The following is a 15,245-nucleotide window of genomic DNA, read 5'->3' as shown; positions in this document are numbered from 1 at the left end:
TGTAATAACTGTTATCATTATTCTTAATAACAAAACTCAGCTAATTATAAGGGGAGTGGGCTTATGTTTTCTCGACGGTTTGAATCCTTAAGTCAGTAAATCTTTAGGCTAGTTATTTCTGGCTGACAGATGTACCTTCGCAATTAAAAGTTGATAGTTCTTAAATTCACGAAAGTGTAGATTCGAATCAAGTAATAATTGTTCAAAAAATTCAAGTTAAGACTAATTTCTAGTCATGGCTTTCGGGCTAGCAGATACTATTAATTCAGAGTTGGTTTGGACAGTGTAGGCTTGCACTAAGCTAGCGGCTCTTCGCAGCATTTCTCGTCGCAAGAATTCAGGCTCCAAAACAACGATGGAATCTGAAAATCCACTTAAATAATTTGCAATAAAGAAAGGATCTGGCTCTTTTCTATTGAAGTGAATTGGAAAACTTAACTCCATTTCAATTAGCCAACAGTCATCAGTCTTTAATTTAGTAAAAGTCGCTTTATCAGCTATAGAGGTGGCTTCAAAATTACTTTTAACCCATGTATGGCAAATAGCTGAGATCTTTTCTCTTGTTTCATATTCTGTTTTTTTGACTTCAATAAACTGCTCTTTTGACGCAGTTAAATCATGCAATTTGCCTATTTCAAAATATCTCGTCGTATTAGTATTATGCTCATGAGCCAGTACTTTTAAGTGTTGGTTTAACAGTACAATTCTTTGAGGCGATAAGATTAATTCTTTTGCATCAAAACTCTTGTGAATTGATTGGTAATTAGCAGAAAAGCACTGTTCTTCAAATGTACAATCAAATACAAACTGCCAAGATTTTCTTTCTTCAATTGTGGCTGACTCGTGATCTAATACGCTATGCATGTCATAACCCATCGGATTGAAATCTATTTTAGACAAATATTTTGTAAGCTCTGAATGGTCTAATACTTCTTCAGCTCTTTTGAATTCAGTTTGTAACGCTGAAAAAATATGAGGAGGAATTAGCTCCGGCAGATATTCTTTAATAAACGCAAATGCAAACGCTCTTTCTTCTGACATTTCAAACTGTTCAACAGCATCATCTTTGTCTTTTTGTGAGGTCCAGTAATATAAATAAGCATTTCCCTTTTTTACTCTACAGAGTCCTTCTCCTTCATCATCTAGTATAGAAGTGATAATTCGAGATGCGTTTTTCTTGAAAGAATCAAAAGAGTCTTGGCTTTCTTTTCTAAAGCTAGACAGTCGGTTTTCAATTAAATCTTTTATTTTAATTGCCTTATCTTCACCGACACCAATGCTTCGCACGATCGCGTTTCTAAATTCTGAATTCGATGACTTCATACAAGTGAGTAAACCCTATAGGACAAGTGTTGTCTCGATATTCTTTTAAAATGCCACTAATGTCAATCGAGGAGTAACTTTTATGCTGTCTGAACAACTATTAAATGTCATGAAAATGTTTTGTGAACCCTCGCTTTATCAAGACTTTTCAACGAGTACAGAAATTACAAATGTGATTAATCAACTTTCATTAGGGCAACTAAATACTAATAGAGAAAAGTACGTTATTTCATGCCTGATCCTCTCAGTTCAAGAAGCTTTAGAATCAAGTATACAAAAAGCAGCTGACTCAGCAGTCATGTCTGACCTGACGAAACTGGTCGATGAACTCAAGCAATTTCAATCAACATTACTTTCTGAAGAAAGGGTGATGCACTAATGAAAACTTCCAATCAAGACCTTATTAGATTATTTCACATTAAACGATGTGGACACACCCAGATTGACAATGATCAACATTTAAATATTTAGGAGTGCTTTTATGCAGTATCAACCAAAAGAAGTCTATATTGGGGGCTTTAACCCTGTTTATGAGTGTGTTCAAAACGGCTTTTTCCTAATTGGTGCGGGTAAACTTGGCGTTATGTTTTCTATTGTAGTGATGAGAGGAGATACTCTATTTTGGGTTAGTGCTTTTATCGGAACCATTACACTGCTGAGAGCAAAGCGCTGGTATGATAAATGGCAGGATCGAGAGCTTCGAATCAAGTGTATCGATATTAACTATATCGAAAGATTAAGTGACGAAACTGCGCCTAAATACAAAAAACAACAAGCCATCACAGCTATAACGAATAGAGCTTCGAAAGTATGGTGGAGTTATTTGCTTTTCTTTACTCCTCACATTGCTTTATTAGGCTTTTGTTGGTGGCTGCTTGATGCTTGGGGAGCTTAAGGGTAGTAGCATTTTCTCTTTTGCTGAGAAAATACTCAAATAACGATAGGGTGAATTATGGCGAATCTATTAATTATAGAGTTTAGTGAAGAGGCGACTGAAAATTACTTAAGACTAGTAAGTCGAAAATCTGAAGCCGAAGTTGAAATGGATATGGAGCCATCTGGTGTTAAGCTAGAAATTGATATTGGACCTGCACATTACGGTTATGAGGCTGAAGTTGCAGGTAAGTCTATAGGTGAAGTCTTTGTGAAGCTTGAACATACAGGTTCACCTAAATTAAAATCATAAGATTTCCCACTTTTGGGTAGCAAAATTCCGGCAGGCTTGGCCTGCTCCCGAACCTAGTTTTTGGCCTGTTGGGTTAGTCACTGAATAAGTAAATTTTCTGCATGTTTGGTATAAAATACCTCGTTTAGAATCTTCAAAGTAATCTTCTACATTCACGTTAAATACGTAGCATGTATCTATGTTCGTCCAAATATATTCTTGATCTGGTTCGCCTGATTGGAAAACTCTTGAGAGCTGTTCGAAATCCTAATGCCCAAAAGCTTCATATTGGTCTATTTTGCCGTCGAGATTGTCATCAATGGCGCCATTTATTGGGCCTCTGTTGTATTGTTTAACCTTGCTATATACATCGGCAGGTAAGCCACAGTTAGAGTTGGTAATTGCACAGCCAGAAATGTTTAGAGCAAGTATTATATAGAGGCATTTATGCATCCTTTTCCTCCTGAAATACTACTATGTTTAACCCTTTCTGAATCAAAAACAGTTCAAACTGAGTAACTAAATAGTGATAAATTTGAGACAAGCTACCAACAGCGGCTATTGATTCAACGAAGTTTGAGTCGTTTCCTGAAATGTCATGTATTTCTGCTTGTGCTCTAAAGAATAGATAAGATTTTTGACTTTTAGCCTTATCAATTTGAATATCTGAAATAGCTAACCTGTAACTTAAATCTTCAGAGAATAAGACTCCTGTTTGGGCTATTAACAGATAAGCTGAAGCAACCGTGCTTGGCTCAATGCTAATTAAAAAGTGTTCTTCATTAACTGTTTCGCGATTCATTGATTCACTCATTTATAATTTAACTGTTTAAATAAGCCTACGGAAAAGTTAGGACGCTTTTTGTCCCAATAGCCAGCTAATCTTTTGTTTTGGGAGGTCGCTATGACTAATTTAGAGTTATGTTTAATTTGGGCTGGAGATCACGTAATTCACAGTAAAGTTGAATACGATTTTCATATAGAACAAATCAAACTTTCACTATTAGATAAACAAAAAGATAACGAATACAGTTTTCTCTTTTGGACTTCTGCCTGTGAAGCATTCGAGATCAAAAATGACTTACCACGACGGATTCATGAAGTGTATTCAAATGCATGGTGCTGAATGTCACATATAACTTTATGAAGAAGTTGTAGTTTCACTGTAAATATTCAAATTTTTATGGTTAATTGGGACGTTGCGTGTCCTAAGCTAAAAGTACACTTATGGAAAGACTTGATTTAAGGAAGTATAAAAATGAGCCAACCAAGGTATTTGACCAAATCACGATTTAAGTTAGCTACTGAGTGTCCAACTAAACTGTTTTATACGGGCAAAAAAGAATACTTGGATAACAAGCTTGATGACCCTTTTCTTGCCTCATTAGCTGATGGCGGTTTTCAGGTGGGTGAATTAGCTAAGTGCTATTACCCTGAAGGTCATGACATTACTTCTTTAGATTATGAAGAATCGGTTCAACAAACTAATGAGCTGTTAAAGCAGGACAACGTCATCATTTTTGAGCCTGCTATTCGCTTTGGCAACTTATTTGTTCGTGTTGATATTTTAGTTAAACAAGGCAATGAATATCAGCTCATTGAAGTTAAAGCCAAGTCATATTCGGCTAAAAAAGATAAAGACTTTTTAAACAAATCTGGAAAGTTAGATTCAAAGTGGAAGCCATACATTTTAGACGTGGCGTTTCAAAAATACGTTTTAAAACAGACGATACCCAGTGCGATTGTCAGCAGCTATTTGATGGTAGTTGATAAAGATACACCTTGCCCGGTAGATGGTTTAAATCAGAAGTTTAAATTAACTCGTGATGACAGGAATAGACGCGGTGTGTCTGTTTCTAATTCGTTATCTGCATCAGACTTATCAGTAAAAATTCTCAAAAAGGTAAATACCGACAAAGCGGTTCAAATTGCTTATGAAACCGAATTACAAACGGGTATGCCAGCAGAAGGTTTCATCCCTAATATCGAAGTGCTAGCTGAACAGTACGCTAATGATGAAAAGGTGATGCCAGTTATCGGCTCAAAGTGTAAAAGTTGTGAGTTCAAATGCTCGGAAGAAGATGAGGCGAATGGCTTTAAAAATGGATTTAAGGAATGTTGGAAAGAACAACTTCATTGGAGTGACGAAGATTTTAATGAACCAACAGTATTAAGCATCTCTAACTATAGAGGTTCAAATCGCTGTATAGAAAATGGCAAAGTAAAGCTAAAAGACCTTTCGCCAGAGGATATCAATTATGAAGAATCATCAAACCCAGCGCTTACATTAAAAGAAAGGCAGTGGCTTCAAATAGAAAAAGTGCAAGACAAGGATTCTAGTGTATATTTCGACGTTGATAGCATGCGAAATGAAATGGCATCTTGGACTTACCCTCTTCATTTTATCGACTTTGAAACCTGTGCCGTGGCGATACCATTTTATAAAGGGATGTCGCCATACGAAGGCATAGCTTTCCAGTTTTCTCATCATATCTTGCACGAAGATGGACGAGTGGATCATGCGGGTCAATTTCTTAGCTCACAGATTGGAGAGTTCCCGAACTTCAATTTCGTAAGGGAGTTAAAAGCTCAATTAGAAAAAGACAACGGCACTATTTTCAGATATTCCAACCATGAGAATGCCTACCTCAATATGGTTTATCAGCAATTAAAACTATCGGCTGAAGTGGATAAAGACGAGCTTTGCGATTTCATTAAGTCAATCACTAAGTCTTCCAACAACAGTAAAGACAACTGGCTCGGTGATAGAAATATGGTTGACCAATGGGAGCTGGTGAAAAAGTATTATTATGATCCTGCCACAGGTGGCTCAAACTCTATTAAGGCTGTACTGCCAGCCATTTTAAATAGTTCTCAATTTTTACAAGAAAAATACGAACAACCTATTTATGGGACCAAGGAATTACCAAGCCTAAATTTTAAGAACAAAACTTGGATTGAATTTGATGACAATGGAAAAGTAAAAGATCCGTATAAGTCATTGCCAAAAATGTTCACAGAAGCATCTGAGCATGACATAAAGCTGCTATCAGAATCCGATGAACTAAATAATGGTGGCCTAGCATTAACTGCATACGCTCGGCTCCAGTTCACTGAGATGTCTGATTATGAAAGAAAAGAACTTGAACGCGGACTATTGATGTATTGTGAGCTAGACACATTGGCAATGGTGATGATCCAAGAGGCATGGCGAGAAATGATTAATTAATAGTTTGATTTAATAGGACGTCAGTTGTCCTATTAAATGTATACTATACAAATAAGTGGATTAGTTATCCTACATTAGTTGGCAGGAAGTAATAATGAATAAAAATGACTATTTAAGCAATCCTGAAGTAGCAGAATTTATTAATTTTTTAGCAAGTATGATCAGTGGTGATATGTCGCTAAATCACAAATATTTCGACCGAAAACTCAGAAAAGAAATAGAATTTGAATCCTTATATTGTGGCTTTGATAAGTACCATTGGAACGGCTCTGATTATCAAACTAATAAATCAGATGTTGACTTGTTAGTTAAAAAATTTAAAACGTCGAACACCAAAGAATCATTCTATCAAGCATGTACTGAAACTCTTTATTGGGGAGCAGGCAACACAGATAAATTAAAGTTATACACATCTAATAAGGAATGGTTAGACAATGTAAATGACGTACAGAAAAATATTACTGAAGCTTTAGAGCTACTTACTAATAGTAATATCGACGTAAATAATTTTGGTAATAAATATCGTTCTAATGCTGGCTTTACAAAAATTTACGCTTTTATTAAACCTGATACTTTCATTATTTATGACTCTAGAGTGGCAGCAGCCCTAGCTTATTTGATAATACTTTTTTGTCAAAAGACACAACGCTTTGAAATTCCAGAATATCTACAAATAAAACTAGCCAAAGGGCAGGGCAACTCTAATCGACTACCTGAAATAGCTGGCACTGAATTAAAATTTAAAGAATGGGGAAGTAACCATAAAGCTCATGCAATATCTAACGTTTGGGCGAATTGGATTATCACAGAAGCCTTTAATAAATCTAAAGGCGCAAGCCGTAATAAATTCAACAATATTAGAGAAGTTGAAGCAGCTCTGTTTATGATCGGCTATGATTTTCCTGAATTAAAACCCAAAGATGATAGTAAAGACAAAGTAGAGAACTATAGTACTCGCTCAAGATCTAAAGATTCAAAAGTAACAGCAGATTTAGTTAGAACATTTGCGTTGCAATTCATTAAGGAAGGATTAAAAAAGGGACCATCTATTGAGTTTACTTCCAGTGACATTAGAAAGGAACTAGGTGGAGACTTAACTGCAATATGTAGCGCCCTAAAAAAGCCAACGTTCTTCTCCCAATCTGGAGTTACTCTTGAAATAATTGACACTCCCCCTTCCGGCTTAGGAAAAGTAACCTATAGGGCCAAAAAGGCAGCTTAAATATTGGAAGATTAATTTCATTCCCTCATACAATAACGCCGTTTATAAAATGAATAAATTCAAACTGGGACAAAATTAGTCCCAGTTTTCAGTTGATCTGTATTGGATTTAAAAATCGAGGTTAACGACATGTCTAAAAAAGTGAGTACGTTTATTGCACTTTCAGCCGGTTATTTAATGAAGAAGATACGTACTGAATTTCTGTATTCACAATCTATCTAATTTTTATCCAATTAGTTACCAAATCAAATCTCAACAATGTAGCCACAATCGAGATTAAATTTTTCGATACTGGAGTAACCGCGTTGATTTGAAATTATTCTTGTATCTGCAATTTGATAGTTTACACTGTGATGAGTGTGCCCATGTGCCCATACATCAATTTTATTTGTGTACTTTTTAATAAACTCTTCTAGGTTGGAAGAGAATGCAGCCGAAAGTAGATCGCTTTGGTATTGTTTTGGCGTTGATTGAGGTGAAGGTGCATGATGCGTCACCACAATATTTCTATCTGTATTGCTATTTTTTAATTCGTTTTCAATGAAATTTAATGAATTATCAAAAAACGCGATGGTATCGGATACCTTAAGTTTTCTGTATTTACCGTTATCATTTATGCATATGCGCTGAAAGTCGTTCATTTTTGCACTCGCATTAAATATGCATTCTTGTCTTTGCGATTCACCAAAGAGTTTGAAATCGCTCCATAAGGTAGAGCCGATAAACTTTACGCCATTTATTTCGACACTATCGTTGATTAATACATGAACATTTGAGTTTTTAGACTGTTCTTTTAGTTTTCTATTAATCGATTGGATATTTGAACCATAATATTCATGATTTCCCGGAATGTAGACTACCGGCAACTCAAAGAATTCTTTAGCCCACTGTATGCCATGGTGTTTTGAGTGTATATCACCCGCTAAAATGACCACGTCTGCGTCAATTTTTGGTGGGGTCCAGACCTCAAATTCATTATGAATGTCTGAAAATAATGCCAACTTCATAGTCTAATCCCTTTAATTAGTTCTGTTGTGCTATTGATAAGAAGAGGATCTAGCGTAAATATTGCAGTAAACCAATAGGTTGCAAGTATTGAAAATAAGTAATTGAATACATTTCCAAGTTTTCTATCAGATAATGTTGCCTCAGCGGTTATTTGCGCAAACACAGCTGTTATAAACCAAAGAGCAAAATGGTACCCATGCACCTCTAGGTTTAAGATATTAAACTCCCAGTAATTTGCAGCTCCCAATACTAATAGTGAAATGCTACTCAATAATTGAGTAGTGGCTAGAATATCCGGTGATTTTTGCAAATCACCACTATCATCTAATTCTAACAAATGCATAGATGAGGCAGTCAATATGAGTAAAAAGTATAGCGCTAGGGATAGCCAGCTAGGCCATTCCCAATGATAAGATCCCCAATAAACACCGGAGATCATAATCCCTAAACCTAATAAATTAGGTACTAGGGCTAGAGCAAAGAAAAGCGCAAGGCCTGATCCAACTATAAGAACTGGATCAGCACCTAAAACTGTTAATAACATGATAGCAGCAACAAATAACTTTCCAACGTTTGATAGACCCATGAAGCCATTAATTGCCACTGCACCGATTATGTTTCCAGCGGCAGCTCCTGCGTTTTCTAGCTGATTAATTTCTCTGTTGTATTTCATCCTGACTCCTAGTCAAACCTTATTACATTAATACAACATAGTAGTTGTAGTGTTTCATTGTTAATGAGGATAAATCGTGAACGGCACAAAGAATTGAAGACTCATTTTCTTTAAACACGTCGTCATAACCATCCAAGTCACTGATGTAGGGAAAATAAGAATCAAGAAATTCCTTTAACGACTTCACATGTTCTGCTGCATTGAGGTGTGGGGCATGAATATCAAAATCTTCATCGTCTAAAATCAAAACGGCTGCTGGTAATGCTTCTTCGCGTGAAATTGTGTCAAAACCTTCTAGCTTTGATACTGGTTCATATTTATCGAACATGGTTTTAAGAGTATCTTCAGGAATAAATTTACCTGTTTCTTGATAACGCCAGCGACAAGTTTTAGAAATGAAATACTCTTTGCCTTTAAATACAAACTCAATAGCGTGGAAGTTGGCATTAGGGTAATGTTTAAAAACCTTTTGCCGATTTGCTTTAGTAAGGTTGGTAAGATCCCAAACAATGTTTTTGTATTTTTTTGACTCTTGAACCGACTTAAAAAACAAAGCTCTTTGTTCGCGACGGATAGGGTGGTTGAATTCGAGTTCAAAGAATTCTTTGTAAGTCAAATTATGGCCGTTAATTATTTTTTCTACGATGTCATCAGAAGATACGACGTAATCAAATTTACGTTGTAGAACATAAGTAGATTTACCAGTACATGCAGGGCCAATTAGAACTGTTACTTGTTGTTTAGTCATTTAAAAATTTCCTCTTGAAGTGTCTAATTGGTAGCTTACCTTAGGTAGCTGACACACCCGTCGTTGGAAAATGAAAGTTATATTTACTCATTGTTTATAAAGACAAAAACGTAAAAATATGATAAGTTAACAACTTAAATTATGGAGTCGCTTTTATGAATGAATTAGCTAGAATCGCTTATGAATATGAGAACTGGCAGAAGGGGTATTTACATGAAAGCGGCGAATCAATTTCCATTGTTCAAGCGCAAATTTTAAAAGACGTTTGGATATCCATTACTCAGGCTGAATTAAGTCACAAACCAGATAGCAGAGACAACAAAAGGGATCGATCAAAAGGTGTTGAGTTATTTACTGCGCTGTTACTTCGATCTCTTGAAGCAAATCAAACATCAAGTTCAAAAGAGTTAGCTGAGCAGGTTATTGAGTTTATCGATCACCTTATGCGTGAAAAGCTTGATAAGCGATTTCAATTCAATAAATTTATCAACGAACTTAATAAAAATCTAAAGCAAGACAAAACCATTGCTGAGCTAATTATTTCTATTATTGTTAATAATGCCAATGGAGATTATAAACTTACGGCTGTCAATGTAACCAACACAACAGATTTAACCTTCGTTCATGAGTGTATGAAGCTATCAAGTATTGCATCCTACTCAAGTGCTAAAACCAGTAATCAAGTACGAGACTTAACAACAGATGAACTGGTATTTGAGACTCAAATACGGCAATTAATATTCAGCTTTCTTGATACTTTAAACTTTTCCAAAGTAGTATTATTACCTAAAGCACTATTGTTTTATCATCACAGAAATTTAACGTCACAGCAAAGAAAGAAAATTGAAGGTTGGCTAAGTAGTAGCGAGTGCCAAATTTTGAAACAGGTGTCTTACGCAGACTTACTGAATTTAACTAGCGTTATTAACCTAAAAGATAAAATTAACCAATTACTTAACGATGGAAATTCTCAAAATAAGCCATATACTGAAACCCTTAATGCGTGCCTCACTTGTTTGCCAGCTCAAATAGTGAATAGCCAGAGCTTCACTGCTAATAAAACACAATTCGAAGCTGAGTTTACTCAGCTAATCAACGTTCAGCTATACAGTGTACTCACACTCAACCCAAATACTATTGTAAATGTTGATCTGATTGCACGTCGTGCATTGTATTTATCATCACTGATAAATCTATTGGAATATACTCAAGTAAAATCCGGTTTTGACTACATTTTTAACAAAATTGAGCATAACTTTAACTCATTTAAAGCGGGAACATTTAAAGTGGCTAAAGTCTGGATTTTATATTTGTTGGAGCGTAATGAATATACTTACAATGGCTTTGCACTAGAGGATTGGTTAGAAGCTCGGTTTAGATATTTTGTGCAAAAGAACCAGCTCATATTTAAGCTCAGTGAACTAAAAAGTAATAAGGCGCAATTCAAGAACTTATCAGAAGACAATATTCGCTCGAAAAGAATTCAAGACAGCTTGTCTGGCAAAATAAATGAAGATTTTGTTAATTGGGTTGAGAGCCATGGTGGTGATGATATTTTCGACAATCGAAACATAGAGGCTATTACTCAGCAACTACCTAGCCAGTTAAATTTAAGTAACGTTGACAAATTATCTTTAGAACAAGCCGTTACGCATGATGATAGTTATTTCGAATATTGGTGGAATTCAGTTTTTCAAGGACAAGATAAAAATATCTTTGTGACAGAGACAATTATTGATGCATTTCAAACTTTTGCTAAAACGGATAAAAGTGAGGACGGTTTTAAAATGCAACGCACTCGCTGGAATCGAATAGTGTCACAAGTTGGTGGCGCTAGTCCCAAAGTGTATAAACGATTTAATACTGTTTTTTGCAATAGCATTGACCCTTTAGAAAAGCATAAAGTCGTGACCAGTCGAAATAATTCACTTGCGTTAATTAATATGGATAAACGTTTAAATGGCCGTTACAAAGTTATTAATAAACTCGGCTCAGGTGGTAATGGTTATGTAGTTAAAGCCGCGGATAATAATCTATACCGAGAGGTTGCTATTAAGCTCAATGCCACTTCAGAGTTCACTCACCCAGAAGTGTTTAAACGAGAAGCCAGAATACTTGCTACTCTTAAACATGAAAATATTATTCAGGTCTATGATTTTATTAGTGTTGAAAAGTCCATTTTTTCAAGACATATAAATGCTGATGTTTATGGTTTAGTCACTGAATACCACTTTGGTGCAATGACTCTGGACAAGTATTTGGCCAACAACATTCTGAGCAACGATCAAAAAATTACGTTATTTCAACAAATTTGTAACGGTGTAGCAGCGGCTCATGCAAACAATCTTATCCACGGGGATTTAAAGCCAGAAAACATTATCGTCACCAATGAAGGCGTCGCTAAGTTGATCGATTTTGGTTCAGCGAGTTATGAACATTTGTCTAAAGCAAGCTCAGGCTCACTGGAATGGTTAAACCCGGATGTATTGATTGGAAAACCGCTCCAAAAGTCCTCTGATATATATGCTTTAACTTTACTGTTACTATTTATCTTAGAGATTGATTTTACGGGAGTTGCGGAGGCTGATGAAATCATAGACCCATTTCTATTTGGGAGTAATGAACAGCAGCAAAACGAAAGCACAGCAGATGAAATAGAAAGCATTATTACTCAGAAAGCTGAGCAGCATAACGCTAACCACGGTACTTTGTTTAAATTGATACTAGCTAGCCATTATTTACTTGAACAAGGCTGGCACTTTTCTGATGCTGAGTGGCAAAAGTACAACTTAGATAACGGTAAGTCTGAAGAAGCTGAAAAAGAATACTTTATGATTAGTGGAATTGGTAGTAAGGCAAATCAATTCCTAAATGCGCTTCACGCAAATGTTTACAAAGGATTTGCTTCGGAACAAAGAGTTAAAAGTTTGATAGAAACTCTGCTCAAAGGGCTGCTGACTTCAGCTTTAAACCAAGAGCTTAGTTATCAAGTTCAACAACAAAGTTGTAAAAAGAGCAAAGGTGTAAAGTCTAACAGTAACTATTTAGATCATGCTTTAATAAAATTAGCAGAGCAAAGTAATAATAAACCACTTGAAACCATCGAAACGGTTGAACAATTAAGTGCAGCTAGTTACGTCTTACTAGACGCCTCGGCAAGTCATGTTAATAATGAAGTTGTGTTAAAACCACAGCTTTTTATCAATGGCCGCCTGTTAACTAAACCTTATTTACAAAGCATACCAGAAGTTTACTCTGTTGATGATCCGCGAATTCAAAAAGTAATTTGCAAATTCAATTCTGTTGGAATGGATTACCTTTTTACTGATGTTATTGTTCAGTTGCATGATGGTTCACCCGCCAGATTATGTATCTATAATGACGGCGTATATATTGATAAGCATTCCCATCGATTGTTAGATGCTATTGAGCATGCCAAAACTATCGATCTAGTTGCTTAGTGTCAAAATATGATAATCAGATGTATTATACAGTTTCCAACGGTGGGTGCCTGATGTTGCAGTGGTTAAATAATCCTATTAATACAGAGGATTATTTATGCAAAGCACTCCATCAACCAAGATCACGATTATATTAGATAAAGAAATAACGTCATTAGACTTTATTAGAAACTATCATCCTGTTGTAATTAGGCACGCACTCTTAAATTTCACAAATATAGATCTAGACACATGTCTGGCTTACGTAAGCAATAAGTCTGTTATCCGATATTTACTGTTATGTGGCGTTAACGATGCCTATTCATTAAAAGATAAATTCAAACGAAATTTAACAACTGCGACACCTTCAAGCTGCAAGTTAGAAATCAGCAAACTAAAAAAGGCACTTCGTAAATCCAAACACATTTTATTATCACGAGGACAAAAGCTAGCGGTTGGCTTAAATTGTAGATCATTCTCCGGCGTAAGAGATTTAGCGGAATATGGGCTAGAAAACTTAAAAAATGTCTTACCATCAATTCCTGATTCGGCATTAGCAGACCTTATCGACTTTCAAGATAACACTGATTTGTTGTTAGAATGTTTGCCAGTTAACAGAATTAAAACGATTAAGCATTTATCTCAAAAGCAAATAGCGGTAAACAAAGACGAGCATTCAGCCTTAACATTGATAGCATTTGAGTTAAAACAATATTTGTTAAAGCCGGATTTATATGGTTCAGATCCTTACACGTTTCCGTTGAAAACTTATCAAGAAAAAGTCCTTGGGTTTTTAGAAATGGTGCCCGAAGAAATAAGGGCGTTGGGAATTTCAAAAGTAAGAGATGAATGGATTGTTTCGGCGTTAAAAGTGTTAGAGCCAATCGAGCAATTTAGATTCTTGTCCATTTTTGAAAACGAAACCGCCATTAGAGTGTTTTATTTATATAAAACTAAGCCAAGTTTTCATGAAGTGGGTTTCAAATATTTAAATAAAATAGTTAAGGCGATTTGTGTCGGAACTAAAGCATACAAACTTAAACAAAAACCAGAACTGACAGGCTTTGAGGAATCGAAAACACCATTTAACTTCCAAAGGTTGAATGGCTACAGCCCGCAAGTTTGGGAAGAATTAATTGACGATGTATCAGAAAAATTACTTTATTGCGCGACTTGTTTTTGTCGCAATGATGTATCGATGAACAATTTTAACGACTTCTTAAAAGCAAAAGATCGTCAGATAAATTACCAGAAATTCGATAACACGATTGAAGTCACTGAGATTGAAGCACTGGATTTCCAAGATAAGATTATTGGTGAGTGTGAGCGTATAAAAGCGTTTATTGATGACGTAAACTTTTCGGCATTAGAAAATGAAATCATGAAATTTCATGGCATTTCAGATGAATCTTTGGAGCGAGTTCCCGTAACACAAGAACCAGTACTATACCCCGATGAAGAATGCTCTGAGCCAGAGACAATCGAAGTCTATAATCACGATGATCTAATGACAAATATTATGTTGGGATTAAAAGAGCATGACGAAAAAATTTTTAATCAGATCCAAGCTAAAGGCAATAAAAAACGCATAGTTAAAGTTCCGTCTGACTTTATAGTTCGATTAAACGACCTAGCGACTAGTTTTCCAAATTGCGCTCATATTGTTGAATATTTAAGAGGGGTCATGACAGAAGCGTTTCTAACATCAAAACCGATCAATTTGCCCGTAATCAATCTTGATGGCGAGCCGGGGTGTGGAAAATCACAATTTGTCTTGGAGTTTGCTAAATTATTTGAACTTGAATCTACCTCTCTGCCGGTCACATCAATGGGGGATAAATTTGAGTTAATTGGTGCGCATCGTACTTGGAATAACGCTTCTATTGGAGCTTTCGCTAAGGCAATGTTGCTTGACGGTGAAACTTATAATCAATGTTTTTTGATTGATGAACTCTGCCAAGTTAAAAATTCCGGCGAGCGCAATCTAGTGCCAACTTTGCTCGGTTTTTTTGAAACGGAACAACGAAAGAGCTTACTAGAGAACTATTTAGATGTCGAAGTTGATTTTTCAGGCTTTATTATCTTTACAACAACAAACAATATCGAGAACTTAACACCTGCTTTAAAATCCAGAATCGTTTCTTTTACAGTAGAGAAACCTTCACCAGAGCAAATGAAAATCATTGGCCAGAATATATACCAAAAACATATTCAAGAACGTGGCCTTCAAGATATTCTATCCAGTGAAATTCCTGAAAAATGCCTGCACCATTATCTAGGCGTTGTACCAAGGCAAGCGAAGCAAATTATTGAATCTGCGATTAGAAAAGCCATTCAGCGCTATGATGTAAACAATCCTAGAACTATTTGCTTGAGCATTCATGACTTTGTATCAATTATGAATAACCAGTCAAATCCTATTGGCTTTATTCATTAA

The 15,245-nt window shown here is 35.7% G+C and carries 14 protein-coding genes; 8 read left to right on the top strand and 6 right to left on the bottom strand.

The window, feature by feature from the left end; all coding sequences use genetic code 11:
- Nucleotides 1–222: 222 nt before the first annotated feature.
- The gene (locus tag A9479_RS10380; protein WP_005492649.1) at nt 223–1,323 is read right to left on the bottom strand and encodes a WYL domain-containing protein; all 1,101 of its coding nucleotides are present in this window, start codon (nt 1,321–1,323) and stop codon (nt 223–225) included.
- Nucleotides 1,324–1,405: 82 nt separating this feature from the next.
- Between A9479_RS10380 and A9479_RS10375 the strand changes: the two genes are divergently transcribed.
- The 3 genes from A9479_RS10375 to A9479_RS10365 all read left to right on the top strand — a co-directional run bounded on the left by A9479_RS10375 (nt 1,406) and on the right by A9479_RS10365 (nt 2,509).
- On the top strand, nt 1,406–1,702 hold the full coding sequence (locus A9479_RS10375) for a hypothetical protein (RefSeq protein ID WP_005492648.1): 297 nt from the start codon (nt 1,406–1,408) through the stop codon (nt 1,700–1,702).
- A 102-nt stretch (nt 1,703–1,804) separates the two neighbouring features.
- Nucleotides 1,805–2,218: a hypothetical protein gene (locus A9479_RS10370; RefSeq protein ID WP_005492647.1), complete on the top strand. Its 414-nt coding sequence runs from the start codon at nt 1,805–1,807 to the stop codon at nt 2,216–2,218.
- Between the two features lie 57 nt (nt 2,219–2,275).
- Nucleotides 2,276–2,509, top strand: a complete 234-nt coding sequence (locus A9479_RS10365; RefSeq protein ID WP_005492646.1) for a hypothetical protein — start codon at nt 2,276–2,278, stop codon at nt 2,507–2,509.
- 246 nt (nt 2,510–2,755) lie between these two features.
- On the opposite strand, the gene A9479_RS10360 is transcribed toward A9479_RS10365, so the two are convergent.
- Together A9479_RS10360 and A9479_RS10355 are read right to left on the bottom strand one after the other, a co-directional pair.
- Entirely contained in the window at nt 2,756–2,941 is a 186-nt protein-coding gene (locus tag A9479_RS10360; protein WP_040649468.1) for a hypothetical protein, read from the bottom strand.
- Nucleotides 2,934–3,290 (bottom strand): hypothetical protein, encoded by a 357-nt coding sequence (locus A9479_RS10355; protein WP_005492643.1) that lies wholly within the window; start codon nt 3,288–3,290, stop codon nt 2,934–2,936. The genes A9479_RS10360 and A9479_RS10355 overlap by 8 nt, the downstream gene beginning before the upstream one ends.
- Before the next feature lie 102 nt (nt 3,291–3,392).
- Between A9479_RS10355 and A9479_RS10350 the strand changes: the two genes are divergently transcribed.
- The 3 genes from A9479_RS10350 to A9479_RS10340 all read left to right on the top strand — a co-directional run bounded on the left by A9479_RS10350 (nt 3,393) and on the right by A9479_RS10340 (nt 6,939).
- Nucleotides 3,393–3,614: a hypothetical protein gene (locus A9479_RS10350; RefSeq protein ID WP_005492642.1), complete on the top strand. Its 222-nt coding sequence runs from the start codon at nt 3,393–3,395 to the stop codon at nt 3,612–3,614.
- 132 nt (nt 3,615–3,746) lie between these two features.
- The gene (locus A9479_RS10345) at nt 3,747–5,717 is read left to right on the top strand and encodes a DUF2779 domain-containing protein (protein ID WP_064663378.1); all 1,971 of its coding nucleotides are present in this window, start codon (nt 3,747–3,749) and stop codon (nt 5,715–5,717) included.
- Between the two features lie 94 nt (nt 5,718–5,811).
- Nucleotides 5,812–6,939, top strand: a complete 1,128-nt coding sequence (locus A9479_RS10340) for a hypothetical protein (protein WP_064663377.1) — start codon at nt 5,812–5,814, stop codon at nt 6,937–6,939.
- A gap of 245 nt (nt 6,940–7,184) precedes the next feature.
- On the opposite strand, the gene A9479_RS10335 is transcribed toward A9479_RS10340, so the two are convergent.
- Genes A9479_RS10335 through A9479_RS10325 form a run of 3 tightly spaced genes read right to left on the bottom strand, consistent with a single transcriptional unit; the run spans nt 7,185 to nt 9,368 of the window.
- Nucleotides 7,185–7,946, bottom strand: a complete 762-nt coding sequence (locus A9479_RS10335; protein WP_064663376.1) for a metallophosphoesterase — start codon at nt 7,944–7,946, stop codon at nt 7,185–7,187.
- Nucleotides 7,943–8,620 carry a hypothetical protein gene (locus A9479_RS10330; protein ID WP_064663375.1) on the bottom strand — a complete coding sequence of 226 codons (678 nt, stop codon included), beginning with the start codon at nt 8,618–8,620 and terminating at the stop codon, nt 7,943–7,945. The genes A9479_RS10335 and A9479_RS10330 overlap by 4 nt, the downstream gene beginning before the upstream one ends.
- A 22-nt stretch (nt 8,621–8,642) precedes the next feature.
- Nucleotides 8,643–9,368, bottom strand: coding sequence for an AAA family ATPase (locus A9479_RS10325; RefSeq protein ID WP_064663374.1), 726 nt, complete (start codon nt 9,366–9,368; stop codon nt 8,643–8,645).
- A 155-nt stretch (nt 9,369–9,523) separates the two neighbouring features.
- Here A9479_RS10325 and A9479_RS10320 point away from each other — a divergent pair, with 155 nt between their 5' ends.
- Together A9479_RS10320 and A9479_RS10315 are read left to right on the top strand one after the other, a co-directional pair.
- Nucleotides 9,524–12,829, top strand: a complete 3,306-nt coding sequence (locus A9479_RS10320; protein WP_064663373.1) for a serine/threonine-protein kinase — start codon at nt 9,524–9,526, stop codon at nt 12,827–12,829.
- A gap of 97 nt (nt 12,830–12,926) precedes the next feature.
- Nucleotides 12,927–15,245, top strand: coding sequence for an AAA family ATPase (locus A9479_RS10315; RefSeq protein WP_064663372.1), 2,319 nt, complete (start codon nt 12,927–12,929; stop codon nt 15,243–15,245).

It is taken from the genome of Pseudoalteromonas sp. MQS005, from assembly GCF_001661605.1.
Taxonomy (GTDB): Bacteria; Pseudomonadota; Gammaproteobacteria; order Enterobacterales; family Alteromonadaceae; genus Pseudoalteromonas; species Pseudoalteromonas tetraodonis.
This window is presented reverse-complemented; position numbering and strand designations above follow the sequence as displayed.